The sequence below is a fragment of the Micromonospora sp. NPDC050397 genome, assembly GCF_044901685.1.
GTDB lineage: Bacteria > Actinomycetota > Actinomycetes > Mycobacteriales > Micromonosporaceae > Micromonospora_G.
This window is the reverse complement of sequence record NZ_JBJDPS010000005.1, coordinates 281,117-306,774: the sequence shown is the minus strand read 5'-3', so window position 1 is coordinate 306,774 and position 25,658 is coordinate 281,117. Positions and strand designations below refer to the sequence as shown.

Genomic DNA, 25,658 nt, shown 5'->3' with positions numbered 1-25,658 from the left:
GTCAGGAACCTGTCAGCGCACGGTCAGGAGATCGTCTCGGTACGCGGGCGTCGGACCGGGGGTGTCGCTCTCGGTGGGTGTCGGACCCGGGGTGGCGCTCTCGGTCGGCGTCGGTTCGGGGGTGACGCTCTCCGTGGGCTCGGGCGCGGGGGACGAGGTGGCGGTCGGGGCCGGGCTCGGTGTCCCGGAGGGCTCGGGGGCGGGGCTGATGGTCGGATCCGGGCCGGGACTGGCGGTCGGACTCGCGGTCGGGTCCGGATCGGTCGTCGGGTCCGGGCTGGGCGTCGGATCGCTGGGCGTGGGATCCGGGCTGGGCGTGGGATCCGGGCTGGGCGTCGGGTCCGGACCGGCTGTCGGGTCCGGGACAGGCGTGCCGGAGGGGGTCGGGGTCGGCTGTGAGGCGGTCGGGTCGGGATCGGGGCCGGGCGAGGTCGGCTCCGGGGCCGGTGGTGGCACGGGTGGGCGGGTCGGTGGCGGGGCCGGCTGCGGTGGGTGGCCGGGCTCCGGTCGAGCCGGCCGGTTCGGGCCGGGGCCGCGTGGCACCGGCCCGATCGGGTCGGGCGACTGCCGCAGCACGGACGGGGTGAGCCGGACCTCGGCACCGGATGGTGCTTCCCCCGGTAGCGCGGTCGGCGGCAGCGGCACCAGGACGATCGGGCCGGAGGATGGCGGCGGGAGGAAGGGGGCGGTGCCGGCCGGGCTGTCGCCGCCGACGGTGGCCGAGCCGGCGCTGATCGCGGCGATGATCGGCATGGACGACGTGCTCGCGAGCAGCGTGACGATGAAGAGGTAGCGCCGGGTCGGTCCGGCGAGCCCTTCGGCGCGGTGCAGGCCCGCCCGGCGCTGGCTCGGCGTACGAGCCGGTCGTCGGTGACGGGGCGGCAGTGGGGGTACGGGTTCGGCGCTGTGGCGCGACACGCTCGCCCTCCTCGTCCTGGCCTGTTGCCGCTCGCCGCCCCGACTCGTCAGCGGGGCCGGGCGGATCTCGTCGAGTCGAGTGGACGACCCGTGCCGGCACCTCGACTCCCGGTCGTACGCCTGACGCCGGCACCAGCGAAGTCGAGTCGACCGACCTTGCCGGTGCCGACGTACCGCGGCGTCAACCGGGCGGGGCGGCAGGGATGGCCTCCCTACCGCATCGGTAGCACCGCCCCATACAGTGACGTAGTAACGCTTTGTTGGCTAGCCCCCCACAGCGTGTCAATTCACGAGGTTTGGCGGCGACACTCTCCATAGTCATAAAAAGGACAGGTCTTCATGAAGCAGACGTCTGTCGATCACTGATCGAGGCCGTGCTGTGGGTCCGCTCACCACCTCTGCAAATATGGACCTGACGGCAACGCAGCCAGGGTCTCCGCGCACCCCGCGGCAGCGCGGCTCGGCGCCGGCAACTCCCGAACCTGGTTCGGCCAGAATCCGGTTCACGCCGCGCGGCAACCCCCACCGGGGCTAGGCGTGGTGGCCACACCCGGTCCGGCAGCAGCCGGGCGGGCGCACCAGCTGCGCGGTCGGGAAACCCCCGAGGCCGACGCACACACGACAGGGAGAGACGGATGGCGAGAGGCGACGGCGGGGCCACGGCCCGCGGCAAGCGGGCCGCACCCAGGGCACAAAAGCGGGGGACGACGGGTACGGGCGATCCGAATCTGGTTCAGCTACTCACCCCCGAGGGTGATCGGATCGACTCGGCCATCGGTCCGGACGGGACCGAGTACCGGGTGGACTTCACCGACGAGGAGTACCGCGGGCTCTACCGTGACCTCGTCCTGGTACGCAAGCTGGACGCCGAGGCGACCGCGTTGCAGCGGCAGGGCGAGCTGGGCATCTGGGCCAGCCTGCTCGGCCAGGAGGCCGCCCAGGTCGGCTCCGGGCGGGCACTGCGCCCGCAGGACATGGCCTTCCCGACGTACCGCGAGCACGGCGTGCTCTACTGCCGGGGCATCGACCCGATCATGCCGCTGGGCCTGTTCCGGGGCGTGGACCAGGGCGGTTGGGACCCCAACGAGTTCAAGTTCAACATGTACACGATCGTCATCGGGGCGCAGACCCTGCACGCGACCGGCTACGCCATGGGCATCACCATGGACGGCAAGACCGGCGGCGACGAGGGCGAAGCGGTCATCGCCTACTTCGGTGACGGGGCGACCTCCCAGGGTGACGTGAACGAGGCGTTCGTCTGGTCGGGTGTCTTCAACTCGCCGATCGTCTTCTTCTGCCAGAACAACCAGTACGCGATCTCCGAGCCACTGGAGCGGCAGACGCGTGTTCCGCTCTACCAGCGGGCCGCCGGCTTCGGCTTCCCAGGCGTACGGGTGGACGGCAACGACGTGCTGGCCTCGTACGCGGTCACCCGGCACGCGTTGGACAACGCGCGCAACGGGCAGGGACCGACGCTGATCGAGGCGTACACGTACCGGATGGGGGCGCACACCACCACCGACGACCCGACCCGTTACCGGATCGCCAGCGAGGTCGAGGCGTGGCGGGCCAAGGATCCGCTGGCCCGGGTGAAGGCGTTCATCGAGAAGCAGAAGATCGGTGACGAGTCCTTCTTCGCCGAGATCGACGAGCAGGCCAAGCGGGAGGCCCTGGACCTGCGCGAGCGGGTGCTCGCCATGCCGGACCCGGGGCCGTCCGCCATCTTCGACCACGTCTACGCCCACGGCTCTCCGCTGGTCGACGCGGAGCGCGAGCAGGCAATCCGGTACCTGGAGTCGTTCGAAGGGAGTGCGCACTGATGGCCACCGAAACCCTCACCCTGGGCAAGGCACTCAACCTCGGTCTGCGGCGCGCGCTGGACAACGACCCGAAGGTCGTCATCATGGGCGAGGACGTCGGCAAGCTCGGCGGCGTCTTCCGGATCACCGACGGGTTGCAGAAGGACTTCGGCGAGAACCGGATCATCGACACGCCGCTGGCCGAGTCCGGCATCATCGGCACCGCGGTCGGCCTGGCCATCCGGGGCTACCGGCCGATCTGCGAGATCCAGTTCGACGGCTTCGTCTACCCGGCGTACGACCAGATCGTGTCGCAGGTGGCGAAGATGCACTACCGGTCGCAGGGCAAGGTCAAGCTGCCGATCGTGATCCGAATCCCGTACGGCGGCGGCATCGGCGCGGTCGAGCACCACTCCGAGTCGCCGGAGGCGTACTTCTCGCACACGGCCGGACTGAAGGTCGTGAGCTGCGCCTCGCCCCAGGACGCGTACGCGATGATCCAGCAGTCGGTGCTCTCGGACGACCCGATCGTCTTCCTGGAGCCGAAGCGGCGCTACTACGAGAAGGGTCCGGTCGAGGTCGACGCCCCGCTCGCGGACGCGTACCCGTTGCACGCCACCCGCCTGGTGCGGGCCGGTCGGGACGCGACCGTGCTGGCGTACGGTCCGATGGTCCGGACCGCGCTGGACGCGGCGACCGCCGCCGAGGAGGACGGCCGGGACCTGGAGGTCTTCGACCTGCGCTCGCTCTCCCCGCTGGACCTGCGCCCGGTCTACGACTCGGTCCGCCGCACCGGACGCTGCGTCGTGGTGCACGAGGCGCCGGGCAACCTGGGTCTCGGCGCGGAACTGGCGGCCCGGATCACCGAGGAGTGCTTCTACTCGCTCGAGGCGCCGGTGCTGCGGGTGACGGGCTACGACACGCCGTACCCGGCCGCCCGGGTCGAGGAGGAGTACCTGCCGAACCTCGACCGGGTGCTCGACGGCGTCGACCGCACCTTCGGTTGGTGAGCGCGATGCCACGGATCGAACAGTTCAACCTGCCCGACCTCGGCGAGGGCCTGACCGAGGGCGAAATTCTCAAGTGGCTGGTCTCGGTCGGCGACACGATCGAGCTGAACCAGCCGATCGTCGAGGTCGAGACGGCCAAGGCCGCGGTCGAGATCCCGGCGAAGTGGGGCGGCGTCGTACACGCCATCTTCGAGGCCGAGGGTGCGGTGGTGGAGGTCGGTGCCCCGATCATCCAGATCGACACCCAGCCCGGTGCCGGACCGATCGGACCGGACGATTCCGGCGCCGGCAACCTGCCGGTGCCGTCGGCCGAGTCGCTCGCCGCGGTACAGATCGCCCCGGCCGAGGGTGCGGTCGAGCCCGGCCTGATCGGCGGCCCGGCTCCGGGTGGGCGTACCGCCGTCCTGGTCGGTTACGGACCGAAGACCACCGCCGCCAAGCGCCGTCCGCGTCGGGCGAGCGAGCCGGTCGCCCCGGCGCCGGTTCCTCCGACTCCGGTCGCACCGGCTCCGGTCGCGGTCGCACCGGTGGCACCGGCGCCCGGGGTACGGCCGGAACCGGCCCCGGTGTCGAGGGCGTTGGCCACCGGCGGGCCGGTGCTGGCCAAGCCCCCGGTCCGCAAACTCGCCCGGGACCTCGGCGTGGACCTGCTCACCCTCACCGGGTCGGGGCCGCTCGGCTCGATCACCCGGGAGGACGTACAACTGGCCTCGGCCGGTGCCACGGCGGCGGCCGAGCCGCTGACCGTGACCCCGACCGGGTCGTCGGCCGCGTCCTTCGGGCCGGACCGCGAGCAGCGGATCCCGGTCAAGGGGGTGCGGAAGCTGACCGCGGCGAACATGGTCTCGTCGGCGTTCACGGCACCGCACGTCACGGAGTTCCTGACCGTCGACGTGACCCGTTCGATGAAGGCGATCGAGCGGCTGCGGTCCGTGCCGGAGTGGCGCGAGGTGCGGATCTCCCCGCTGCTGCTGGTCGCCAAGGCGGTGCTGCTGGCGGTCCGTCGTCACCCGATGGTCAACTCGACCTGGGCCGGCGACGAGATCGTGGTCAAGGAGTACGTGAACCTCGGCATCGCGGCGGCCACCGAGCGGGGGCTGATCGTGCCGAACATCAAGGACGCCGGCCGGCTCTCCCTGCGCGAACTGGCGGACGCGATGACCGCGCTGGTGCAGACCGCGAAGACCGGTCGTACGGCACCCGCCGACATGTCCGGCGGCACCCTCACCATCACCAACGTGGGGGTCTTCGGAGTCGACACCGGTACGCCGATCCTGCCGCCCGGCGAGTCGGCGATCCTCGCCCTCGGCACGATCCGGGACACCCCCTGGGTGCACAAGGGCAAAATCAAGGTACGTCAGGTCACCACGCTCGGGCTCTCCTTCGACCACCGGATCATCGACGGCGAACTGGGGTCGAAGTTCCTGCGCGACATCGGCGCGTTCCTGGCCGACCCGGAGGCGACCCTGCTCGCCTGGACCTGATCACCGCCGCACCCACCCCGGTCCCGGCGTGAGCCGGCGACCGGAGGAGAAGTTGACCGGCCGGTGTGCCCGCGGTTAACCACGGGCACACCGGCCACATCGTTTGAGCAAAGAGAAACGTCTGTCGAAGCCCTCCCTGGCCTTCGATTATTCGGCCAGTGTCACAGCTCACCTAACAATCGTTGGCGGCCCGAGTTCCCCTGCGGTTAAATGGAACTCGCAAGCGGCAGTGATGCCGAGCCTAGGGGGGCTAACACCATGACCATGATCGACAAATTCCGCAGTCGCCGGGACGCCGCACGCCGCGCACGGGCAATCGAGCGCGCGCTCCGTTCCGCCAACTCGCCGGCCGTCCGCGACGAGATCCTCGCGATCGCGCAGCGCTACTACGGCTGACGCGCACAGACCTTCTCCTCTTTCCTCAAGATCGATGACCCGCCCGTTCACCCGGGCGGGTCATCGGCATTTCACAGCGAGTCACCATCGGCCCGTACCGACGAGACCGGGATTCCTACCCGACTGAGGCGACCGGTACGGTTGGTCTCGGCCGTCAGCAGACCGAGCCGGACCGGGAGTTCGAGTAGTTCCACTCGGCTCGACCCCCGCCCGGTGCCCGGGTCTCGACGGCCGGCGCTGCCCGGGCGTCACCGGCCCCGACCGGTTACCGTGCGGGAAGCTTGCACGGCCGATCCGGCCGGCGTCGCCCGGCGCGCGCCGGGGACCTCCGGACGGCATCGGCACGGCCGACATGTCATGGAGGAGACGCGCGCATGACGTCCGAGGACCTGCAGCATCCCGGCCAGGAGCCGGACCAGGCTGCGCCGGGCCCCGCTGGACCAGCGCCGCAGGGCAGCCACGAGACACACCCCCCGCAGCGGTTCCCGAGCCCGCCCGGCTCCACATCCGGATACGACAACGGTTGGGCACCACCGGCACCACCCGGAGGGCAGTCCACGTCCGCCTCCTGGGGCACTGAGCCCGGCTCGGGTCACTCCGAGGCGGGAAACTCCTGGGGCGCGTCCGCCAACCCGCCCCCCGCCGCCCAGGCCGAGCCGGGCACCGGTTGGAGCGGCCCGGTCACCGCGCGGGCGAGCGTACGCCCGGTGTCCACGCCGCCGCCGCTACCGCCCGAGGTCGCCGGGGCGCAGCCGTGGGGAGCCGCCGAGGCATGGGGGGTGTCCGAGACCGCCCAGGCTGCCCCGCAGGCCGCACCGGCCCAGCCGACCCCGATCTACCAACCGGCTCCCGGACCGGGGATCTCCCCGGCCGGTGCCGTACCGCTGCCGCCACAGGAGGCGCGAGTGCCGGGCGCGAGCCTGGCCGCCTCCCCACCGGCCGACTACACCCCACCGGCCGACTACACCTCGCCGGCGGATTACGCCCCGCCGAGTGGCTGGGCCCCGCCCGCCCCAGCGCCCACACCGGGTGGATTCCCACCGGCACCGGACTTCGCGCCTCCCGGCGGGTTCGCCCCGGCGCCGGAGTTCCCCCCGGCCGCAGACTGGTCCACTCCGTCCGGCTTCCCACCCGCCGACGACTTCCCGCCCGCCACCGGCCAACCGGCGGGCGCGGAACCCGGCGGACCGGCGTCGGGCCAGACCTTCCCGGCTCAGGCGTCCCGCACGGGCTTTCCCGGCCGGGCCGAGATGCCCGACTACCCGGACGCACCCGCACAGATCGACTTCCCCCCGTCCCCGGGCTATCCCCGGCAGCTCAACTACGAACAGCCCGGATACTCCACACCGGTCCCCGCCGACAACAACCCTCCCGCCCCCGGCGGGTACGGCAACCCCGACCCGGGCGGCGCGACGGATCACGGGCACGGATCGGAACGGGACACCGGACCGGTCTACGGCCAGCGGCCGGGGGACGGTAACGACCTCCCGAACGCGTCGCAGCCCTGGGCGCCGGAGGGCTACAACGCGCCCGAACCGGTCGACCCCGGAGCCCCGTCGGTTGCCGCCGCGGTGGTCCCACAGCCACGCACGTCGAGCGAGTCGGGGATCGCCGGCCGCGTGACGATGCCCCGGCCCGAGCAGCCCGAACCGGCCTTCCCGGACGAGCAGGTCGGGCAGGGGGAAGCCGCCGGTGCGGCCGTCTCCGCCAACGCCGCCGTCTCGGCCAGCGCCTCGGTGCCGCTCGCCAGTCGGGTCATGCCGCCGACCGACCAGGCCGTCCGGCCCGCCGCCACCGCTACGCCGCAGCCACGGGTGTACGGGCGAGCGGTGGAGGCCGACGCCCCGGCGCCGGGCCAGCCGGACCCGCAGGGCGCGAACGCCGAGCGTCGGGCCCCGGCCACCTACGGCGCCCCGGTCGACCACCAGGAGCAGACCGGGTACGCCGACCAGACCGGCTACCCCGAACCGAACGAATACGTCGAGCCGACGCCTCGGCGTGGCCCCACCACGTACGGCGGACCGGCGGCCCAGCCCTCGGTCGACCCGGCGGAACAGCCCGTCTCACCGGCGGGCGCTCCCAGCACCGGAACCGCCCGGGTGAGCATTCCACCGGCGGCGGGCTTCGACGCTCCGCACGGCGCTCCGCAGGGCTTCGACCCGCAGCAGTCCGGCTTCGACGCCGGTCAGCGCGGCTTCGACGGTCAGCAGGGCTTCGACCCGGCACAGCGCGGTTTCGAGCCCCCGCAGTCCGGCTTCGACGGTCAGCAGCAGCCCGGGTTCGGCCCGGCCGGTGGTGGCTTCCCGCCACAGCAGGGTGGCGGGTTCGAGCAGCAGCAGAGCGGCGGGTTCACGCCACAACAGGGTGGTGGATTCGAGCCACAGCAGAGCGGCGGGTTCACGCCACAACAGGGTGGTGGATTCGAGCCACAGCAGAGCGGCGGGTTCACGCCACAACAGGGTGGCGGGTTCGAGCAGCAACAGCCTGGCTACGACAACCCGACCCGGGGCTTTGACGCGGCACCCGGGTCGGCGACTCAGCCGTACCAGGGGATGGGTGCGGCGCCCTTCGGTGACCTGCTCGGCGAGGGTCACGGCGGGGCACCGGGCGCTCCCGCCACCGGCTCCGCCCGTCCGTCCGGCGTGCAGTTCGGGCAGCCGGGCGACGGCCAGGGCATGAGCGGGTTCGGCGACCGTACGGCAGTCTCCCCGGTGGTGCCCGCGCCCGCGCTGCCGCCGATGCCACCGCCCGGTCCGGCAAACGCCGGCACCGCCGCCTGGCCGAGCGTCGGTCAGTCGGGGGACAGCGACCAGAACCGGTTCGACGCCTTCAAGCCGGAGGCGGAGGAGAAGGAGAAGGTCGAGCAGCCGCCCACGCCCCAGGTCCGCAACGGTCGGGTGCTGCTCATGGTGCTGACGGCGGCGGTGCTGCTGCTCGCCATCCCGCTGGGTGTGCTCTGGCTGATCGGCCAGGGCGGCAGCGAGCCCACCTTCAATCCCGCGATCGGCGAGTGTGTGAAGCAGTCCGGTGAGGGTGCCGTCGGTGTGGCCTGCACCGAGGCCGACGCTTTCAGCGTGGTGTCGAAGGTGCCCACCGAGGCCGAGTGCGCCGACCAGTCCCTGCCGAAGGTGATCATTCCGACGGCTGACGGCAAGAAGCAGGTGCTCTGCCTCCGACCCGCCAACGGCGGCTGAGCAGGCCCCAGCGACGCGAACGGGTGATCCTCCGCACCTCGGGGGGTCACCCGTCGTCGTACCGCGACACCGGACACGCCGGTCGACCCCGTACCCGGTGAGTAGGGAGACAGGTGCGGTTGCCGGGCACCCGGCCGGGGCGGACCGGGGCTGAGGCAGGATGGTGACCATGGCTGAGATACGTACGGCCCGAGTCCGCGCTCCGGAGTTGCAGGGCCGCGGGTGGCTGAACACCGGGGACAAGTCCTACTCGATCAAGGACTTCCGGGGGCGGATCGTCCTGCTCGACTTCTGGACCTTCTGCTGTATCAACTGCCTGCACGTACTCGACGAGCTCCGCCCGCTGGAGGAGAAGTACGGCGACGTACTCGTGGTCGTCGGCGTGCACTCGCCGAAGTTCGAGCACGAACGGGACGCGGACGCGCTGGCCGCCGCCGTCGAGCGGTACGGCGTACACCACCCGGTGCTCGACGACCCGGAACTCGCGACCTGGGGACAGTACGCGGCCAAGGCCTGGCCGACCCTCTCCGTGGTGGACCCGGAGGGCTACGTGGTCGCGATGATGGCCGGCGAGGGTCACGCCGAAGGGCTGGAACGGCTGATCGACGACCTGATCGCCACCCACGAGGCAAAGGGCACCCTGCACCGGGGCGACGGCCCGTACGTCCCGCCCGCCGAGCCGGCGACCACGCTGCGCTTCCCGGGCAAGGCGGTGGCGCTGGAATCCGGCAACCTTCTTGTCTCCGACTCGTCCCGGCACTCCGTGGTCGAACTGGCGGCCGACGGTGAGACGCTGCTACGCCGGATCGGCTCCGGCGACCGGGGCCGGACGGACGGCGCGGCGAGCGACGCCCGGTTCGCCGAGCCGCAGGGGCTCTGCCCACTGCCGCCGCAGGTGGCCGGCATCGTCGGCTACGACCTGGTGGTCGCCGACACGGTCAACCACCTGCTGCGCGGCGTACGGCTGGAGACCGGTGAGGTGAGCACCGTCGCCGGCACCGGGCGCCAGTGGCGCTCGACGGTCGACGACCACGCGCACGACGCGCTCTCGGTCGACCTCTCCTCCCCCTGGGACCTCGCCTGGTACGACGACAAGGTCATCATCGCGATGGCCGGCATCCACCAGCTCTGGTGGTTCGACCCGATCAAGCGGACCGCCGGCATGTACGCCGGCACCACCGTCGAGGCGTTGAAGGACGGTCCGCTGGCCGAGGTCTGGATGGCGCAGCCGTCCGGGCTGTCGGTCTCGACCGACGGGCGACGGCTCTGGATCGCGGACAGCGAGACCAGCGCGGTGCGGTACGTCGAGGACGGGGTCATGCACACCTCGGTCGGTCAGGGGCTCTTCGACTTCGGGCACGTGGACGGCCCGGCCGACCAGGCGCTGTTGCAGCACCCGCTGGGGGTCTGCGCGCTGCCGGACGGCTCGGTGCTGATCGCCGACACCTACAACGGCGCGGTACGTCGCTTCGACCCGGAGACCGGTCGGGTCAGCACGGTCTCCGGCGAGCTGGCCGAGCCGAGCGACCTGGTGCTGACCGGCGACGGGGACGTACTCGTGGTCGAGTCGGCGGCACACCGGCTCACCCGGCTGGCGCCGGGCGCGCTCTCGGCCGCCGGGGCGACCACGGTGAGCGGGCAACGGCACCGTACCGAACGACCGCCGACCGACCTGGCCGCCGGGACGATCACCCTGGACGTGATCTTCACCCCGTCCCCGGGGCAGAAGTTGGACGAGTCGTTCGGGCCGTCGACCCGGGTGGTGGTCTCGGCCTCCCCGCCGGAGCTGCTGCTCGACGGCGCCGGGGCGAGCACCGACCTGTCCCGGGAGCTGGTGCTCAACCCGGACGTGCCGGCCGGCGTACTCCAGATCACCGCCCAGGCCGCCACCTGCGATGCCGAGGCCGAGCACGCGGCCTGCCACCTGACCCGGCAGGACTGGGGCGTACCGCTGCGGATCACGCCCGACGGCGCGACCCGCCTCCCACTGATCCTGCGCGGCCTCGACGCCTGACCGCTCAAGTGAAAGGAAGGGCCCCTTATTAACGCATAGCGTTAATAAGGGGCCCTTCCTTTCACACGAACGGGGTGAGGGGGACGGCGGCGGCGAGCAGGGCGGCGCGCACGTGGCGGGCCATCTCGACCGCTCCCGGGGTGTCGCCGTGCAGGCAGATCGACTCCACCGGGCACGGTACGACGGTGCCGTCCACCGCCACAACGGTCCGCTCCACCGCCATCCGTACGGCCCGTTCCACCACCCGCTCGGCCGCGGTGACCAGCGCACCGGGGGCGGTACGCGGCACCAGCGTGCCGTCGGCCCGGTATCCCCGGTCGGCGAAGCCCTCGGCGACCGGGCGGAGTCCGGCCTCCCGGGCCAGCTCGGCCAGCATCGATCCGGGCAGGCAGAGCACGGGCAGCCTCGCGTCGTACTCGGACACCGCCGCCACCACCGCCGCCGCCTGGGTGTGGTCCACCGTGGCCACGTTGTAGAGCGCGCCGTGCGGTTTCACGTAGCGCAGGGTGGTGCCCGCGACCCGACAGAAGGCGTCGATCGCGCCGAGCTGGTAGATGATCTCGTCGCGGAGTTCGGCGAAGGCGTAGTCGATCCGCCGCCGGCCGAAGCCGGCGAGATCCCGGTAGCCGACCTGGGCACCGACCGCGACACCCCGCTCGGCGGCGGCGAGGCAGACCCGGCGCATCGTCACCGGGTCGCCGGCGTGGCCGCCGCAGGCGACGTTCGCCGAGGTCACGACGTCGAGCAGGGCCTCGTCGTCGCCGAGCTGCCAGATCGCGAACCCCTCGCCGAGATCGGCGTTGAGGTCCACCGACAGGCCCTCCGACACCGCCTCCGACAGACCCGCCGTGACGGCCTCCGACAGGCTCCCCGAGGCGGCCTCCGGCGAGGCCGCGGTGCGGTCAGGTGATCGATCGATCGACGACTCCATGGAATCGCACGATAGTCCCGGGCCGCGCCTGGGCGAGCGGCAGCACGTCGTCGAGGACCGCGATCACCGGGTAGCCACCGGTGGTCGGATGGTCGGCGAGAAAGATCAGCGGCTGCCCGTCGGACGGCACCTGGATCGCGCCGAGCGCCACGCCCTCGCTGGGCAGTTCGCCGGGGACCACGCGGGGCAGGGCGGCGCCGGCCAGCCGGGCGCCGACCCGGTTGCTCATCGGACCGATCGTGTACGCCGTACCGAGCAGCACCTCCAGCGCCGCCGGGGTGAACCAGTCGTGCCGGGGACCGAGTCGCACCCGTAGGTCGAGTTCGGCCGGCGGGGGCACGGTGGGCAGGAAGTCCACCGACGCCGGGCCGGTGACAACCAGGCCGACGGGGAGGGTGTCGCCGTCGCGCAGCGGCGCGGGTCCGAGCCCGGAGAGGGTGTCGGTGGCCCGGCTGCCCAACACCGGCTCGACCGCGATCCCGCCGGCCACCGCCAGGTAGCTGCGTACGCCCGAACGAGCCGGGCCGAGGTCGACCAGCGCCCCCGCCGGTACGGCGACCGGCCCCCCGGTGTCCACCGCCCGACCGTCCACCCGCAGTACGGCGGGAGCGCCGGTCACGGCGACGGTGCCGGCCTGGCGCAGCCGCAGTGCGCACCCGGTCATCGTCGTCTCCAGCGCGGCGGCCGGCTCCGGGTTGCCGACCAGACGGTTCGCCAGGCGCAGGGCGTACGGGTCGAGCGCGCCGGAGCGGGGCACGCCCAGGTGCGCCCAGCCCGGACGGCCGAGATCCTGGACGGTGGTGAGGCCGCCGGCCCGGACCACCTCGATCGCCGTGGCGGTCACGCCGGCACCAGCCGGACCCGGGTGCCGGGGACGAGCAGTGCGGGCGGGTCGCGGCGTACGTCGAAGAGCTCCACCTCGGTCCGTCCGACCAGTCGCCAACCGCCCGGCGACGCGGTCGGGTAGACCCCGGCGTACGGTCCGGCGAGCGCGACCGACCCGGCCGGCACCCGGGGCCGGGGGCTGGCCAGTCGGGGCACCGCCCACGCGTCGGGAAACCCGGTGAGGTACGCGAACCCGGGGGCGAACCCGCAGAAGGCGACCCGCAGTTCGGTGCCGGCGATCCGCTCGACCGCCGTGGGGACGTCGACCCGCCACAGTTCCGCGACGGCGGGCAGATCCTCCCCGTCGTACACGGTGGGCAGTTCGACCTGGTCCCCGGCCCCGGCGTCGGCCGCCGGCCCCGGCGTCCAACCACCGACCAGCTCCGCCGTCACTGCCGGGTCCGGTATGCCGTCCACCAGCACGGTACGGGCGGCCGGCACGATGTCGACGGCGACCAACTCCCCGGCCTCGCGTCGCCGCCACAACTCGGCACGCCAGCCCTCGACCTCGGTGCTGTCCTCGCATTCGAGCAGCAGCGCACGGGCGCCGACCGGACGGATCCGCATCCGGATATCTAACCGCAGACCGGGGTCGGTCGGGAGCACCACGCGGACGTGATCGAATGCACTACCTGTAGGTAACCTACGGTGCCGTAACCTGATCCGGTGACCACCTCCGCCCCGCCCCGGATCAGACCGGTCGACATCGGCAAGCCCCGGATGCGGGGCTGGCTGCACACGTACGCGTTTTTCGTGGCGCTCGTCTGCGGCGTCGTGCTCTGCTCGCTCGCCGCCACCCGATCCGGCTGGGCACCCTTCGTGAGCTGCGCGATCTACAGCGTCACGGTCTGCGGGCTCTTCGGCACCAGTGCGCTCTACCACCGTCGGGTGTGGACGGAGCGGGGCTTCCAGGTGATGCGCCGGCTCGACCACTCGATGATTTTTGTCTTCATCGCCGGCACGTACACGCCGTTCTGCGTACTGCTGCTGCCGACCCGGAGCGCCACCATCCTGCTCTCGGTCGTGTGGGGCGGTGCGCTGGCCGGGGTGGCGGTCAAACTGGTCTGGCCGCACGCGCCGCGCTGGGTCTCCGCGCCGCTCTATCTCGGCCTGGGCTGGGTCGCCGTCGCGGTGCTGCCGGACATCCTCCGGTACGGCGGCGTGACCGCTCTGGTGCTGATGATCGCGGGCGGGGTCGCGTACAGCGTCGGTGCCGTCTTCTACGCCCTGCGCCGCCCGAACCCGTGGCCCACCGTCTTCGGCCACCACGAGTTCTTCCACGCCTGCACCCTGGTAGCGGCGCTCTGCCACCACGTGGCGATCTACTTCGCGCTCTTCGCCTGACCGTTCGGTCCGAACACTTCAAGTCGTACCCGAACATGGGTAACCGGCACGAACCGCGTGGGGGGACGGTCCGCGCCGGCTACGAGGGGTGGGGTCGGACCTGCCTGCCGGCCCGACCCGGGCTTCGGAATCAGACGGGGTGGCCCGGGCGCCGCACCTCGCGGTACTCCTCGACCACCCGGTCGTCCCGGACCGCCGGCACCACGCGGGTCTGCTCGACGGGGCTGGTCACCACGGTACGTCGACGCCCGCGCCAGAGCCACGCGGTCATGATCAAACCCACCAGGCCGGCGAGCATCAGCACCCATCCGACGACGCTGAGATCGAGCCAACCAAGCTCGACATCCACCGCGAACGCGAAGATCGCGCCGATCGCGATGAGGAAGATACTTCCACCGATACCCACTTTGTCGCCCTCCTTGGCTATCCGCTGGCAAAGTCCGCCGCCGCGGCCACTTTGTGAGGTTGCGGCACACAAGGACTTACCCACGTGCTTCGTCGCCCAATCAACGAGTTGTGCAGCGGAGCGAGGACGCCGGGCCGAGCGTCCAGCGAGGACCACAAACAAGCACAGCTATAAAGGTCATGACGACGACGAGCGGAGCGAGGAGACGCCCGGACCGAGCGCCCAGCGAGGACCACAAACAAGCACAGCTATAAAGGTCATGACGACGACGAGCGGAGCGAGGAGACGTCATGACCAAACATGTGGTGCTGTTGCGGCACGCGAAGGCGGAGCGGCCGGCCCGAATCACCGATTTCGAGCGTCCGCTCACCGCCCGGGGGTACGCGGACGCGGGCGCCGCCGGCGCCTGGCTGGCCAACCACGGGCACCTGCCGTCGGTGGTGATCTGCTCACCGGCGAAGCGGACCCGCCAGACCTGGCACGGGGTGGCCCTGGGACTGGCCGAGACCCCGGCCGGGCGGGCCGGAGTCGGTACGGAGATGGGCGGTGGTCCGGCGGTGAGTTACGAGGCCGCCGTGTACGAAGGTGACGCGCGGGAGTTGCTCGACCTGATCCGCGCGGTCGACCCGACGGCGGGCACGGTGCTGCTGATCGGGCACAACCCGAGCATCTCCGGCCTTTCCCGACTGTTGGATCCGGTGCTGGCCGATCCGGACGGACTGCGTACGAGTGGTATCGCCGTACACCGTCTGGCGGCCGACAACTGGGCGGAGATCCGCCCCGGTCGCGCCCCGCTCGACGGTGCGCACACCGCCCGGAGCTGACGTCCGTTCCCGACCCAGGGATGGCCGGAACGGGACGCCACGCTCGGCAGGGACATCCCGACCTAGGAGGGCGGGGCCTGCGGCGGCGGCGGATCCGGTGGCGGCGGCATCATCGAGGTCGGATGGGACAGCCGGTTCTCTTCCACGATCAGGGTCCGGGCCTTCTTCTTGCTGGTCTGCCAGTACCAGAGCGTGGTCAACAGGACGGAGAGTCCGGCGAGCATGAACACCCACCCGACCGCGCGAAGGTCGAGCCACCAGATGTTCGCTCTTATGGCGAACGTCAGGATGGCTCCCAGTGCGATGAGAAAAATCCCGGTACCGACGCCCATGTGCGCTGCACTCCCCCTGTGCGATGCTCTGGGCTAACCTGACAAATCCCAACAAACTGCTGGTCGTACCGCCTCCACGATAACGCGGCGGCCGACGAGCAGTCTTGCTCGTCGGCCGCCGGCTGGATCCGGTGCTAACCCATCGGGGCTACCGCTGCCCATCGGTTCAGAACGCGTCCTCCGGCAGGTCCATCACGTCGAGGCTGGTCGAGGCGATGATCCGACGGTCGGCGCCGATGCGCGGCAGCACCTCGTGGGCGAAGAAACGGGCCGCCGCGACCTTGCCGGTGTAGAAGGACTTGTCCGACGGCGAGACCTCGCCGCCGAGCGCGCGCAGGGCCACCTCCGCCTGCCGCTGGAGCAGCCAGCCCACGATCAGGTCACCGACGGCGAGCAGCAGTCGGCGGCTGTTGAGCCCGACCTTGTAGAGCGCCCGTGGCTCGCCGCCCTGCGCCTCACCGAGCCAGCCGGTCATCGTGGCCAGGATGGTCTGCACCTCGGTGAGCGCCCGCCCCAGCGCGAGCCGCTCCTCCTTGAGCTGACCATTGCCGCCCTCGGCGGTGATGAACTCCTGGATCTCGCCGGCCACCACCATCAGCGCCCGACCGTTGTCCTTCACAATTTTGCGGAACAGAAGGTCGAGGCTCTGGATCGCGGTGGTGCCCTCGTACAAGGTGTCGATCTTGGAGTCCCGGACGTACTGCTCCAGCGGGTAGTCCTGGAGGAAGCCCGAGCCGCCGAAGGTCTGCAACGACTCGTGGCCGAGCACTTCGTACGCCCGCTCCGAGCCACATCCCTTGACCAGCGGGAGCAGCAGGTCGTTGACCCGCTTCGCCTGCTTCACGGCCGCCTCGTCGCCCGCCGTCTCGGCCAGTTTCACCTTGTCCTGCCAGCCCGCCGTGTAGCAGACCAGGGCGCGCAGCCCTTCCGCGTACGCCTTCTGTAGCAGCAGCGATCGGCGGACGTCCGGGTGATTGGTGATGGTGACCCGGGGCGCCTCCCGTTCGGTGGAGAGCAGGTCGGCGCCCTGCTTGCGGGTCTTGGCGTATTCCAACGCGTTCAGGTAGCCGGTGGAGAGGGTGGCGATGGCCTTCGTGCCAACCATCATCCGGGCGTACTCGATGATCAGGAACATCTGCCGGATGCCGTCGTGCACGTCGCCGAGGAGCCAGCCCTTGGCCGGTACGCCGTGCTCGCCGAAGGTCAGCTCGCAGGTGTTGGAGACCTTGATCCCCATCTTGTGCTCGACATTCGTGGCGAAGACCCCGTTGCGCTCGCCGAGCTCGCCGGTCGCCTCGTCGAAGTGGAACTTCGGCACGATGAAGAGGGAGAGGCCCTTGGTGCCCGGACCACCCACGCCCTCGACGCCGACCGGACGCGCCAGCACGTAGTGGATGATGTTGTCGGTGAGGTCGTGCTCACCGGAGGTGATGAAGCGCTTGACGCCTTCGAGGTGCCACGAGCCGTCGGGCTGTGGGATCGCCCGGGTGCGTCCGGCTCCGACGTCCGAGCCGGCGTCCGGCTCGGTCAGCACCATCGACGAGCCCCACTGCTTCTCGACAAAGAGCTTGGCCCAGTCGCGCTGCCGTTCGGTCCCCTCGACGTAGAGGGTGTGCGCGAAGGACGGCCCGGAGGCGTACATCCAGAGCGGCGCGTTCGCGCCCAGGATCAGTTCGGCCAGTGACCACCAGAGGGCCCGGGGGGCGTTGCTCCCCTCCAACTCGGGCGGCAGGTCCATCCGCCAGAACTCCGAGTCCATCAGGGCCTGGTAGGACTTCTTGAAGGAGGCGGGCAGCGGCGCGGAGTGGGTCGTCGGATCGAAGACCGGCGGGTTGCGGTCGCCGTCGGCGTAGCTCGCCGCGAGATCCTCGCGGGCCAACCGGCCGACCTCGGCCAGGATGCTGCGGGCCGTCTCGACATCCAGATCGGTGTACGGCTCCTGGCCCAACACCTGATCCGCTCCGAAGACCTCGAAGAGGTTGAACTCCAGGTCACGGATGTTGCTCTTGTAGTGGCTCATGTGAGTGGGCCCCGCTTCCGAACATCTGTTACCGGCCAGTAACCAGACTGTATTACCGACGAGTAGCACCGACAAGCCAATCAAGGAAGTGACGGCGGACACATTCACGACAGACAACGCCGAAGCACGTACGGGGGACGTGACCGGGCAGGAACGGGGTCGGCTCAGACCTCGGAGGCGCCGACTTCCCAACTCGGTACGGGAACGCTGGTGGCCGTACGAGGGCCGGCGTACTCCATCAGCACCAGGGCGATGTCGTCGTCCAACCGTCCGTGCACCCACTCGACCAGCGCGGTCTCCAACGAGGCCAGACCGTCCGCGACCGTGCCGTGCCCGAGGAGTTGCCAGGCCCGGTCCTCGGTGGGGAAGAACTCGCCCTCCCTGCGCGCCTCGCCGAGCCCGTCGGTGAAGAGCAACAGCCGGTCGCCCGGCTCCAGCCGCTCGACCCGGGGGCGGACCACCGGCATGAAGCCCAGCGGCGGGGCCGGCGACGGTGGCTCCAGCGGGATGACCTGACCACGCCGCAGCAGCAGCGGGGCCGGGTGACCACAGTTGACGATGGTGAGGGTGCCGCCCCGCTCCTCGACCAGCGCGGCGGTGACGAAGTCCTCGTCACCGACACTGCGTGCCACCGCACGGTCCAGGTCGGCGACGATCGCCCGCAGGTCCGCCCGCTCGTAGGCGACGTGCCGGTACGAGCCGAGCACGATGCTGGCCAGCCGGACCGCGTCGAGCCCCTTGCCGCGTACGTCGCCGATCAGCATCCGTACGCCGTAGGGGGTGTCGATCACCTCGTACAGGTCACCGCCGATCTCGGCCACGGCGGTGGAGGAGATGTAGCGGGCGGCGACCGCCAACGTGCCGACCTGCGGTCCGAGCGGGCGCAGCACCGCCTGTTGGGCCACGGCCGCGAGCTTGGACAACTCGGCGATCTGTTCGGCCTGCCGCTGGCGGACCACCGCCACCGCCGCCGCGACGCCGATGAAAATCACCACGCCACCGACGTTCACCACGTTGCCCAGCTCGACGTTCTGGGCCCCGAGGGTGAAGGCCGCGCCGATCGCCGTCGCCGCCGCGCCCACCCCGAGCACCACCCGCCAGGAGGCGAAGGCGGCGGCGAGGAACGGGGCCGCCACCAGCAGTCCGATGTGGTCGGCCCGGGTGCCGTCGGCGAACTCGATCGCGGAGACGAGTGCGAGCAGCACGAGGGCCGCGCCGAGACCGGCGCGGGAACCAGAACTCAGCGGGCGGCGGCCCGGCGGCAAGAATTGCATGGGTACGCGGAACAGCATGCCTGATCGACGGGCGCTGTTGAACGAAGTTGGCCCCTCGTCTGAGTCGGTTCTGTCCACCTGGCCGGTGCCGGGCTGAGGTCCCACCACTACGCAGCGATCAGGACGCTGGTCAAGGTCCCGTTACCCGAGGATCTCGTACCGTACGGTCAGCTCGCCGAGGTCGGTGGAGGCGATCGCCGCGAAGGCGGCCCGGGACAGGTCGAGACAACGGCCGCCGACGTACGGGCCACGGTCGTTGATGCGTACCACGACGGACTTGCCGTTGGTCGGATTGATCACCCGTACCCGGGTATTGAAGGCGAGGGTGAGGTGGGCCGCGGTGAGCGCGTTCGGGTCGAAGCTCTCACCGTTCGCGGTGATCTGGCCCTGGTCGTAGAAGGAAGCGCCGCAGGTACCGGTGCCGACCACCGGCGTGCTGGCCGGTTTGGGCTTCTTGGTGGCGGTCTGCTTCGGGGTGGCGGCGCGGGTGTTGCCACGCGAGGCACGGGCCGGGGTGCTGGTCGCCTTCGGGCTGGCCGAGGTCGCGGCGGGGGACGGGCTCAGCGACTGCACCGGGCTCGGCGACGCGGTCGCCGGGCCACCCGACGACGTGGTGGGCTCGGCGCCGGTGGCGACCGTCGCGGTGGACGAGGTCGGGCGACTGGCCAGGTGTACGCCGCCGACCGCGCCACCGACGGCGAGCGCCACGCCCAGCGCCACGCTGGCGGTGAGACCGACCGGCGACTTGAATACACGAACCAGGGGGTGCTTCTCCGTCACCGACCTGTCCTTCCCGCTGACAACACGACGAAGGTCGGAAGGTAACGAGCGGGGCACTTGGCTCGTCAACGTGATCATGGTAGTTTGCCCGGATTTGTGGTGAAACCTGTAGCCGATCGGCCGACCCACCCTGGGCCGGTCGTGCCCGTACCCCAGGATGGTCCAGATGCCCGCTGAGCTGAGGAAACGTCTGACCGAACGGTTCCGCTGGACCGACCCCGGGCCGGCGAGCACGCACCTGGTCAGCGACATGTCGGGCTGGTGGCGCGATCCGGACATCCTCGCCGAGATCGGACCAGCGCTCGCCGACCTGTTCCAGCCCGTACGTCCGACCGTCGTGATCGCTCCCGAGGTGACCGGTCTGATGATCGGACCCCTGGTGGCGACCGTGCTCGGCGTCGGTTTCCTGCCCGCGTACAAGAACACCGGCGACCGCCGGATCGCCGAACCGACCACCTGGGCCACCACCTCGACCGACTACCGTGGCCGCCGCCTCGCCCTCGGCGTACGCGACCGGCACCTCGGCCCGTCCGACCGGGTGCTCGTCGTGGACGACTGGGTCGCCACCGGCGCCCAGCTCCGCGCTCTCTACCAGGTGGTCGAGGCCCGGGGCGGGACCGTGGTCGGCACCGCCGCCATCGTCGCCGACTGCCCGCCGGAGGTCGCCCGCGAACTGCGCGTACGCAGCCTGCTCGACGGGCGCGACCTGGACCCGTGAGCCGTGCGGCTCATCCGAGCCGGCCGCTCACGTCGACGACGGGCGTTCAGCGCAGCGTGGGCAGGAGCGTGGTGGCCACCTCTTCGAGCACGGCCTCGTCACCGGCGTACCAACTGGACTTCCGGGGCCAGTGGGTGATCACGTCGGTGAAGCCCAGCTCGGCGGCCCGTCCGACCGCGTCGGCGAAGAACGACGCGCTGGAGAGGGAGAAGACCGGGGCGGCGTCGAGCGAGAGGTAGCGGTCCAGGGTGGCCGGATCGCGGCCGGCCGCGTCGAGCGTACGGTCGAGCTGCGCGCTGAGTTCGGTCACCGTACGCCACCAGGACGGCATGTCGTCGCCGCCGAGACCGGTGGTGACCCAGCCCTGCCCGAAGCGCGCCACCAGCCTCATCGCGCGCGGTCCGTTGGCGGCGACCACGAACGGCACCCGTGGCGTCTGTACGCAGCCCGGGTTGTTACGCGCGTCGACCGAGGCGAACCACTCGCCCCGCCAGTCGACCCGGTCCTGGCGCAGAATCAGGTCGAGCAGCTCGGTGAACTCCGCGAACCGGTCCACCCGTTGCCGGGGTGGCAGCGTCTCGCCACCGAGCACGGCGGAGTCGAAGCCGATCCCGCCGGAGCCCAGGCCGAGCAGCACCCGGCCGGCGGAGATGTCGTCCAGTGCGGTGACCTCGCGGGCGAAGTGCACCGGGTGCCGGAAGTTGGGCGAGGCGACCAGGGTGCCGAGTTTGATCCGGCTGGTGACCGTGGCCGCCGCGGTGAGGGTCGGCACCGAGTCGAACCAGGGGCCGTCCACCAGGTCACGCCACCCCAGATGGTCGTACGTCCAGGCATGGTCGAAGCCCCACGCTTCGGCCTGGCGCCAACGACGCTCCGACTCGGCCCACCGCTGGTCGGCAAGAATGACGATTCCCACGCGCATGATCGAAAGCCTACGGCGCCGGTCTGACCGGCGCACCGTCACTTCGGGCGGATCACCTCGGCCGGCAGTCGTCGGGTCAACTCCGCCCGCAGTTCCCGCGGTCCCGGCCGAAGCAGGCCGACCTCGGTGAGAATCGTCGGGCGCCCGGCGCGCTCTCCGATGCGAAACTCCCGACCTCCGGGCGACCGCGCCGCCGTCGCGTCCAGGCTCGTCGGAGTCACCTCCAGCTCCGTGAAGGGGCCGAACCACCGGAACCGGACCGCCTCCACCGCCGCCCAGGGCACGAGCACCGGCTGGCGCCGGGCTGCGGCCAGCTCGATTCCGGCCGGGGAGATACGCACCCAGTTCGGGCGCCGCCGCTGGGCCCAGGTCCCGAGGCCGGCAAAAACGGCTACGTAGAACGCACCGGTCAGGAGGCTGTCCCGGAGCACCTCCCGGGTGAAACCCAGGTCGAACATCAGAATGACGATCAGTCGGACGAAGATCCAAACGATGGTTCCGGTCAGCAACGTCGCAGCCAGGGTGCGGCCGACGGTCGTACGGAAGAAGAGGGTGTCCGTTCCGGTCCCCGAGCCCTCGTCATGTTTGGCCATAGCCGCATTCGTACACGACATCGACAACCTCAACTGTGGCCCCAAGGTCAGTATCGGCACAGACCGGAAGACACGGGGTGAAGCAGGCGCATAGCGGGCGGAGCGCCCTCCGGACCGGTACCGTCTGCCGGGTGATCGCCCGTAACCAGCGCCCGGGTAACCCGCAGCTCGCCGACGAGCGGCGTCCCCGGGCGAGCACAGACCCCGCCGCCCGCCCTCGCGTACGACGGGACAACAGCGAGCGCTACCAGTGGGAGAAGGACCGGGTGCTGCTCGACGAGGCGGGACGACGCGAGACCGGCGGCACCGAACACGACACCGGCCTGGCAACCGACGACCTGCGCTTCCACGCCGAGTACGACCGGGTCGACGCCGACCCGGATTTGGCCGAGGCGCTCGGCCTGCCAACCGGTACGTCCCTGCTGCGCCGGATCTACTGGACCAGCTCACGCCAACGTGGCGCCGCGCTGTCGGTCTCCCACTCCTACCTGCCATACGAACTCGCCGCCACGAACCCCGCACTGCTCGACCCCGGCAACGAACCCTGGCCGGGCGGAACGCAGCACCAGCTCTTCACCATCGGCGTCGAACTGGACCGGATCGTCGACGAGGTGCGCGCCCGTACGCCGTCACGCGACGAGGCGGACCTGCTCGACCTCGGACCCGACGATCCGGTCCTGGCCCTGCGTAAGACCTCGATCGACATCGAGGGCCGGGTGGTCGAGGTCGCCGACGTGGTCTTCGCGGGCGAGCGCACCGAACTCGCGTACTCGACGCCACTGCGGCGGTGGCAGCGGTGACCCGGCTCGTCTCCGTCATCACCCCGGTGCACTGGCCCAGCGTCGGCTACCTCGCCGGCGCGTACGAGTCCCTGGTCGAGCAGGAGATGCCGGACGGCTGGGACTGGCAGTGGTTGGTGCAGGAGGACGGGCAGGACGGGCTCCTGGTCGGCCAGCTTCCCGAACTCGATCCCCGGATCAGCCCCGGCACCGGACGGCCCGGTGGACCGGGCGTCGCGCGTACCCTCGCGCTGTCCCGGGTCGAGGGGGAACTGGTCAAGGTGCTCGACGCCGACGACCAGCTCACCCCGGGCGCGCTCGCCCGGGACGTGGCGATCCTGACCGCGGAGCCCCGGATCGGCTGGACCACCGCACGGGTGCTCGACCTGCTCCCCGACGGCTCCACCGAGGGCTGGGCGCAGGACCCACCGGACGGACCGATCGACATCGGTACGGTGCTCGCCTTCTGGCGGGCCAACGACTACGGGCTGCCGGTGCATCCGGCGACCCTCTGTATCCGTACCGAACTGCTGCTCGCCCTCGGCGGCTGGATGGCGCTGCCCGCGTCGGAGGACACCGGTCTACTGCTCGCCGCGAACACGGTCAGCCCGGGGTGGTTCATCGCCGAGCCGGGCCTGCTCTACCGGAAGTGGCCCGGTCAGATGACCAACCAGGCCACCCATCGGGAACCCGCCGAGCACACCGCCCGGATGCGCGTGGTCGAGGCCCGCGCCCACGCCATCCGCGACCTGCTCACCTGACCCGAGCCGACGAGCAGACCGGGTCAGCGAAACTCGTGTACGACTTCGATCGGCCCGACGATGTGCCGGTTGAACTCGTCCAACTCCTCGGCCGGCACCCAGAGTTCGAGAATGGTCTCGCCCCCCACCCGGCGAACCGGGTAGCGGGACAGGAAGTCCGCTTCGACCTCGAACCGAGTGACAAACCCGACGCCGGAACTGGCCACGTTCCAGTCCCGGGCGATCATGATCGCGTATTCCTCGTTCAACACGGGGTAGAAGATTGGCTGGTCGGGCAGGCGCGGCGGCCAGGACCGCCAGCCCGACTTCCGTACGAGCTCCAGCTCCTCGGGGCCCGTCGGTCGCCACAACACCGTCGTCGTGTCGCCGTCGCTCATGTCACGCCACCCCACTCGATCGGGCCTGAACAGCACACCGGGCAGGGGACCATCATGGACGGTGGGATCTACCCGGCCCGACGATGACGCCTCTCACGCCGACCGCTCCTACAGTTCCTCCCAGACGTGTGGCTCCTGATAGACGTGCTCGCCACGGAAGAACCAGTCGGCGAGCTCCCAGAGGCGCTCGATACACGCGTCGTGGTAGCTCTCCGGCTCCGGCCGTGGGAACTCCGGATGCGAGGTGTGGTCGCGTACCCAGGTCGCCATCCAGAAGTAGCCCTCGGCCAGCCAGCGGTCGAGCTGGTCCCGGCCGGCGTACTCCTCGGCCACCGCCCGCATGGCCTGCTCGACCCGGGTGAATGCCGTACGGTCCCACCTGCGCTCGGAGTACAACACGGACATGAAAGTTCCCTCGTCGCTGGCAAACTCCCGCCGCAAAACCTCAAGCGCTTCCACGCGGCGATCCTGCCAGGCGCAGCGAGGCGGCGACGGGGTCTGGTCGCCCCGGATCGCCCGGTGCACGATCACGGGTGCCAGAACGTCGAAGGCCCTGGAGGACTCTCGTCCTGACCAGGGCCTTTGCATTTGGAGCGGGTGACGGGAATCGAACCCGCACTGTCAGCTTGGGAAGCTGATGTTCTGCCATTGAACTACACCCGCGAGCGGAGCCCACTGTACCTGGTCCGCCTCTGGCACGCATCAACGTACCCCGGGCAGGTCGGGCGCGTCGGGCCGTCCCAGGGCGATAGGCGAGAACCACGCCGGTCTGCGTTGTTTGCGAAGACTATCCCGGGCTGTAACGTCCGCCACATCCATAAATTGCGGCACGTGCTTTTGGTGTCGCTCTCCGTGGCGAAGAGGTGAGGTCATGGGTTTGCACCGCATCCGGAGGTCGTCGCGCTCGGCCGGCGTGGCGTTCTCCGCTCTCCTACTGCTGCTCGGCTCTACGGCGTTGGCCGCCACGCCGGTAACCGCCGGTCAGGCTGCTCCGGCCGCGAGCGCCTGTGCGACGCCGACGAGCGGTAACCCGTACGCCCGGGCCAGACCCGGCGCGCCCGGTCGGCACGACCCCAACGAACTGAGCCCCGTCGAGGCGGCGCAGCGTAACCGCGACCTGGACACCGTGTACGCGGAGCGGGTCGGCGTCGCGCCGTTCAGCACCAGCCCGACGAAGATCACCATTCCGGTGGTGGTTCACGTGATCAGCAGGGACCGCACCCGCGAGGGCGGCAACATCCCGCGCGCGATGATCGACTCTCAGCTCAAGGTGCTGAACACGGCATTTGCCGGTGCCGACGGGAACCCGGTCACCCCGTTCAAGTTCAAGCTGAAGAAGATCAACCGAGTGGTGAATCCGGCGTGGTACCCGATCGTGGCGGAGAGCCCGGCCGAGGTACAGATGAAGCGGTCACTGCGGACCGGCGGGCCGGACACGCTCAACCTCTATCTCGGCGCGCTCAGCGACAACCTGCTCGGTTGGGCGACGTTTCCGCAGAAGAAGGTGACCACGTACGACGGGGTGGTTGTACTTTCCGAGTCGCTGCCGGGCGGCGCCGCCAAGCCCTACAACGAGGGCGACACCGGAACGCACGAGGTCGGCCACTGGATGGACCTCTTCCACACGTTCCAGAACGGATGCGTGGGCGAGGGTGACGCGGTGACCGACACCCCGGCCGAGGCGGAACCGGCGTTCGGCTGCCCGACGGGGCGGGACTCGTGCGTCAGCAAGCCGGGCCTGGACCCGATCCACAACTTCATGAACTACTCGATCGACTCCTGCATGGACAGGTTCACGGTCGGGCAGGTGAGCCGCATGGTCAAGGCTTGGCAGGCGTACCGCGCCTGAAATCTCCACAGCTTTCACACGACGAGGGCCGGCCGCTTCCCGAGGAGC

26 protein-coding genes and 1 tRNA gene are annotated in these 25,658 nt (G+C 70.8%); 12 read left to right on the top strand and 15 right to left on the bottom strand.

Features of this window, described 5'->3' with window-relative positions:
- Nucleotides 1–12 precede the first annotated feature (12 nt).
- Nucleotides 13–918, bottom strand: coding sequence for a hypothetical protein (locus ACI2K4_RS20245; protein ID WP_404513239.1), 906 nt, complete (start codon nucleotides 916–918; stop codon nucleotides 13–15).
- A 635-nt stretch (nucleotides 919–1,553) separates the two neighbouring features.
- Between ACI2K4_RS20245 and pdhA the strand changes: the two genes are divergently transcribed.
- The 4 genes from pdhA (at nucleotide 1,554) to ACI2K4_RS20225 (ending at nucleotide 5,607) form a co-directional block, all read left to right on the top strand.
- Nucleotides 1,554–2,738: a pyruvate dehydrogenase (acetyl-transferring) E1 component subunit alpha gene (pdhA, locus tag ACI2K4_RS20240; protein WP_404513238.1), complete on the top strand. Its 1,185-nt coding sequence runs from the start codon at nucleotides 1,554–1,556 to the stop codon at nucleotides 2,736–2,738.
- Entirely contained in the window at nucleotides 2,738–3,727 is a 990-nt protein-coding gene (locus ACI2K4_RS20235) for an alpha-ketoacid dehydrogenase subunit beta (protein WP_404513237.1), read from the top strand. The genes pdhA and ACI2K4_RS20235 overlap by 1 nt, the downstream gene beginning before the upstream one ends.
- Before the next feature lie 5 nt (nucleotides 3,728–3,732).
- Nucleotides 3,733–5,211: a dihydrolipoamide acetyltransferase family protein gene (locus tag ACI2K4_RS20230; protein WP_404513412.1), complete on the top strand. Its 1,479-nt coding sequence runs from the start codon at nucleotides 3,733–3,735 to the stop codon at nucleotides 5,209–5,211.
- A 264-nt stretch (nucleotides 5,212–5,475) separates the two neighbouring features.
- Nucleotides 5,476–5,607 (top strand): hypothetical protein, encoded by a 132-nt coding sequence (locus ACI2K4_RS20225; protein WP_404513424.1) that lies wholly within the window; start codon nucleotides 5,476–5,478, stop codon nucleotides 5,605–5,607.
- A gap of 71 nt (nucleotides 5,608–5,678) precedes the next feature.
- On the opposite strand, the gene ACI2K4_RS20220 is transcribed toward ACI2K4_RS20225, so the two are convergent.
- The gene (locus ACI2K4_RS20220) at nucleotides 5,679–5,801 is read right to left on the bottom strand and encodes a hypothetical protein (RefSeq protein WP_404513236.1); all 123 of its coding nucleotides are present in this window, start codon (nucleotides 5,799–5,801) and stop codon (nucleotides 5,679–5,681) included.
- Nucleotides 5,802–5,981: 180 nt separating this feature from the next.
- Between ACI2K4_RS20220 and ACI2K4_RS20215 the strand changes: the two genes are divergently transcribed.
- Both ACI2K4_RS20215 and ACI2K4_RS20210 read left to right on the top strand, forming a co-directional pair.
- Nucleotides 5,982–8,801, top strand: coding sequence for a hypothetical protein (locus tag ACI2K4_RS20215; RefSeq protein ID WP_404513235.1), 2,820 nt, complete (start codon nucleotides 5,982–5,984; stop codon nucleotides 8,799–8,801).
- Nucleotides 8,802–8,979: 178 nt separating this feature from the next.
- The gene (locus tag ACI2K4_RS20210) at nucleotides 8,980–10,815 is read left to right on the top strand and encodes an NHL domain-containing thioredoxin family protein (protein WP_404513411.1); all 1,836 of its coding nucleotides are present in this window, start codon (nucleotides 8,980–8,982) and stop codon (nucleotides 10,813–10,815) included.
- Between the two features lie 61 nt (nucleotides 10,816–10,876).
- Here the strand turns inward: ACI2K4_RS20210 and ACI2K4_RS20205 are convergent, their stop codons facing one another.
- From ACI2K4_RS20205 to ACI2K4_RS20195, 3 genes are all read right to left on the bottom strand, one after another.
- Nucleotides 10,877–11,626, bottom strand: coding sequence for a LamB/YcsF family protein (locus ACI2K4_RS20205; RefSeq protein WP_404513410.1), 750 nt, complete (start codon nucleotides 11,624–11,626; stop codon nucleotides 10,877–10,879).
- Between the two features lie 91 nt (nucleotides 11,627–11,717).
- Entirely contained in the window at nucleotides 11,718–12,689 is a 972-nt protein-coding gene (locus tag ACI2K4_RS20200; protein ID WP_404513234.1) for a biotin-dependent carboxyltransferase family protein, read from the bottom strand.
- The gene (locus ACI2K4_RS20195; RefSeq protein ID WP_404513233.1) at nucleotides 12,587–13,198 is read right to left on the bottom strand and encodes an allophanate hydrolase subunit 1; all 612 of its coding nucleotides are present in this window, start codon (nucleotides 13,196–13,198) and stop codon (nucleotides 12,587–12,589) included. Before ACI2K4_RS20195 ends, ACI2K4_RS20200 begins: the two co-directional genes overlap by 103 nt.
- A 99-nt stretch (nucleotides 13,199–13,297) precedes the next feature.
- Here ACI2K4_RS20195 and ACI2K4_RS20190 point away from each other — a divergent pair, with 99 nt between their 5' ends.
- The gene (locus tag ACI2K4_RS20190) at nucleotides 13,298–13,975 is read left to right on the top strand and encodes a hemolysin III family protein (RefSeq protein WP_404513232.1); all 678 of its coding nucleotides are present in this window, start codon (nucleotides 13,298–13,300) and stop codon (nucleotides 13,973–13,975) included.
- Nucleotides 13,976–14,105: 130 nt separating this feature from the next.
- On the opposite strand, the gene ACI2K4_RS20185 is transcribed toward ACI2K4_RS20190, so the two are convergent.
- Nucleotides 14,106–14,381: a DUF6458 family protein gene (locus ACI2K4_RS20185; RefSeq protein ID WP_404513231.1), complete on the bottom strand. Its 276-nt coding sequence runs from the start codon at nucleotides 14,379–14,381 to the stop codon at nucleotides 14,106–14,108.
- Between the two features lie 290 nt (nucleotides 14,382–14,671).
- Here ACI2K4_RS20185 and ACI2K4_RS20180 point away from each other — a divergent pair, with 290 nt between their 5' ends.
- Nucleotides 14,672–15,205 carry a SixA phosphatase family protein gene (locus ACI2K4_RS20180; protein WP_404513230.1) on the top strand — a complete coding sequence of 178 codons (534 nt, stop codon included), beginning with the start codon at nucleotides 14,672–14,674 and terminating at the stop codon, nucleotides 15,203–15,205.
- 62 nt (nucleotides 15,206–15,267) lie between these two features.
- Here ACI2K4_RS20180 and ACI2K4_RS20175 read toward each other — a convergent pair whose 3' ends face one another.
- From ACI2K4_RS20175 to ACI2K4_RS20160, 4 genes are all read right to left on the bottom strand, one after another.
- The gene (locus tag ACI2K4_RS20175; protein WP_404513229.1) at nucleotides 15,268–15,537 is read right to left on the bottom strand and encodes a DUF6458 family protein; all 270 of its coding nucleotides are present in this window, start codon (nucleotides 15,535–15,537) and stop codon (nucleotides 15,268–15,270) included.
- Between the two features lie 166 nt (nucleotides 15,538–15,703).
- Nucleotides 15,704–17,557 (bottom strand): acyl-CoA dehydrogenase, encoded by a 1,854-nt coding sequence (locus ACI2K4_RS20170; protein ID WP_404513228.1) that lies wholly within the window; start codon nucleotides 17,555–17,557, stop codon nucleotides 15,704–15,706.
- Nucleotides 17,558–17,721: 164 nt separating this feature from the next.
- Nucleotides 17,722–18,849 carry a PP2C family protein-serine/threonine phosphatase gene (locus ACI2K4_RS20165; RefSeq protein WP_404513227.1) on the bottom strand — a complete coding sequence of 376 codons (1,128 nt, stop codon included), beginning with the start codon at nucleotides 18,847–18,849 and terminating at the stop codon, nucleotides 17,722–17,724.
- Nucleotides 18,850–18,972: 123 nt separating this feature from the next.
- Complete coding sequence (locus ACI2K4_RS20160) at nucleotides 18,973–19,611, bottom strand: septal ring lytic transglycosylase RlpA family protein (RefSeq protein WP_404513226.1); 639 nt, start codon at nucleotides 19,609–19,611, stop codon at nucleotides 18,973–18,975.
- 166 nt (nucleotides 19,612–19,777) lie between these two features.
- Here ACI2K4_RS20160 and ACI2K4_RS20155 point away from each other — a divergent pair, with 166 nt between their 5' ends.
- Nucleotides 19,778–20,329 carry a phosphoribosyltransferase family protein gene (locus tag ACI2K4_RS20155; RefSeq protein WP_404513225.1) on the top strand — a complete coding sequence of 184 codons (552 nt, stop codon included), beginning with the start codon at nucleotides 19,778–19,780 and terminating at the stop codon, nucleotides 20,327–20,329.
- A 46-nt stretch (nucleotides 20,330–20,375) separates the two neighbouring features.
- Here the strand turns inward: ACI2K4_RS20155 and ACI2K4_RS20150 are convergent, their stop codons facing one another.
- Nucleotides 20,376–21,251 carry an LLM class flavin-dependent oxidoreductase gene (locus ACI2K4_RS20150; RefSeq protein WP_404513224.1) on the bottom strand — a complete coding sequence of 292 codons (876 nt, stop codon included), beginning with the start codon at nucleotides 21,249–21,251 and terminating at the stop codon, nucleotides 20,376–20,378.
- 38 nt (nucleotides 21,252–21,289) lie between these two features.
- Entirely contained in the window at nucleotides 21,290–21,844 is a 555-nt protein-coding gene (locus ACI2K4_RS20145; protein WP_404513223.1) for a hypothetical protein, read from the bottom strand.
- 131 nt (nucleotides 21,845–21,975) lie between these two features.
- On the opposite strand from ACI2K4_RS20145, the gene ACI2K4_RS20140 reads away from it, so the two are divergent.
- Complete coding sequence (locus ACI2K4_RS20140) at nucleotides 21,976–22,644, top strand: UTRA domain-containing protein (protein WP_404513222.1); 669 nt, start codon at nucleotides 21,976–21,978, stop codon at nucleotides 22,642–22,644.
- Complete coding sequence (locus tag ACI2K4_RS20135; protein ID WP_404513221.1) at nucleotides 22,632–23,384, top strand: glycosyltransferase; 753 nt, start codon at nucleotides 22,632–22,634, stop codon at nucleotides 23,382–23,384. The genes ACI2K4_RS20140 and ACI2K4_RS20135 overlap by 13 nt, the downstream gene beginning before the upstream one ends.
- A gap of 23 nt (nucleotides 23,385–23,407) precedes the next feature.
- Here ACI2K4_RS20135 and ACI2K4_RS20130 read toward each other — a convergent pair whose 3' ends face one another.
- The 3 genes from ACI2K4_RS20130 to ACI2K4_RS20120 all read right to left on the bottom strand — a co-directional run bounded on the left by ACI2K4_RS20130 (nucleotide 23,408) and on the right by ACI2K4_RS20120 (nucleotide 24,424).
- Entirely contained in the window at nucleotides 23,408–23,761 is a 354-nt protein-coding gene (locus ACI2K4_RS20130; protein ID WP_404513220.1) for a hypothetical protein, read from the bottom strand.
- A gap of 108 nt (nucleotides 23,762–23,869) precedes the next feature.
- A complete protein-coding gene (locus ACI2K4_RS20125; RefSeq protein WP_404513219.1) occupies nucleotides 23,870–24,166 on the bottom strand; it encodes a hypothetical protein in 297 nt (98 codons plus the stop codon).
- Between the two features lie 184 nt (nucleotides 24,167–24,350).
- Nucleotides 24,351–24,424 (bottom strand) — tRNA-Gly (locus ACI2K4_RS20120).
- A 208-nt stretch (nucleotides 24,425–24,632) separates the two neighbouring features.
- Here ACI2K4_RS20120 and ACI2K4_RS20115 point away from each other — a divergent pair.
- Nucleotides 24,633–25,610, top strand: coding sequence for a zinc metalloprotease (locus ACI2K4_RS20115; protein WP_404513218.1), 978 nt, complete (start codon nucleotides 24,633–24,635; stop codon nucleotides 25,608–25,610).
- Nucleotides 25,611–25,658: the final 48 nt, after the last annotated feature.

Excerpts from the sequence above, each read along its gene's own strand:
- pdhA (WP_404513238.1), top strand. The coding sequence starts at position 1,554 with ATGGCGAGAGGCGACGGCGGGGCCACGGCCCGCGGCAAGCGGGCCGCA.
- ACI2K4_RS20235 (WP_404513237.1), top strand. The coding sequence starts at position 2,738 with ATGGCCACCGAAACCCTCACCCTGGGCAAGGCACTCAACCTCGGTCTG.
- ACI2K4_RS20230 (WP_404513412.1), top strand. The coding sequence starts at position 3,733 with ATGCCACGGATCGAACAGTTCAACCTGCCCGACCTCGGCGAGGGCCTG.
- ACI2K4_RS20225 (WP_404513424.1), top strand. The coding sequence starts at position 5,476 with ATGATCGACAAATTCCGCAGTCGCCGGGACGCCGCACGCCGCGCACGG.
- ACI2K4_RS20215 (WP_404513235.1), top strand. The coding sequence starts at position 5,982 with ATGACGTCCGAGGACCTGCAGCATCCCGGCCAGGAGCCGGACCAGGCT.
- ACI2K4_RS20195 (WP_404513233.1), bottom strand. The coding sequence starts at position 13,198 with ATGCGGATCCGTCCGGTCGGCGCCCGTGCGCTGCTGCTCGAATGCGAG.
- ACI2K4_RS20180 (WP_404513230.1), top strand. The coding sequence starts at position 14,672 with ATGACCAAACATGTGGTGCTGTTGCGGCACGCGAAGGCGGAGCGGCCG.
- ACI2K4_RS20175 (WP_404513229.1), bottom strand. The coding sequence starts at position 15,537 with ATGGGCGTCGGTACCGGGATTTTTCTCATCGCACTGGGAGCCATCCTG.
- ACI2K4_RS20170 (WP_404513228.1), bottom strand. The coding sequence starts at position 17,557 with ATGAGCCACTACAAGAGCAACATCCGTGACCTGGAGTTCAACCTCTTC.
- ACI2K4_RS20165 (WP_404513227.1), bottom strand. The coding sequence starts at position 18,849 with ATGCTGTTCCGCGTACCCATGCAATTCTTGCCGCCGGGCCGCCGCCCG.
- ACI2K4_RS20155 (WP_404513225.1), top strand. The coding sequence starts at position 19,778 with ATGCCCGCTGAGCTGAGGAAACGTCTGACCGAACGGTTCCGCTGGACC.
- ACI2K4_RS20150 (WP_404513224.1), bottom strand. The coding sequence starts at position 21,251 with ATGCGCGTGGGAATCGTCATTCTTGCCGACCAGCGGTGGGCCGAGTCG.
- ACI2K4_RS20145 (WP_404513223.1), bottom strand. The coding sequence starts at position 21,844 with ATGGCCAAACATGACGAGGGCTCGGGGACCGGAACGGACACCCTCTTC.
- ACI2K4_RS20130 (WP_404513220.1), bottom strand. The coding sequence starts at position 23,761 with ATGAGCGACGGCGACACGACGACGGTGTTGTGGCGACCGACGGGCCCC.
- ACI2K4_RS20125 (WP_404513219.1), bottom strand. The coding sequence starts at position 24,166 with ATGTCCGTGTTGTACTCCGAGCGCAGGTGGGACCGTACGGCATTCACC.
- ACI2K4_RS20115 (WP_404513218.1), top strand. The coding sequence starts at position 24,633 with ATGGGTTTGCACCGCATCCGGAGGTCGTCGCGCTCGGCCGGCGTGGCG.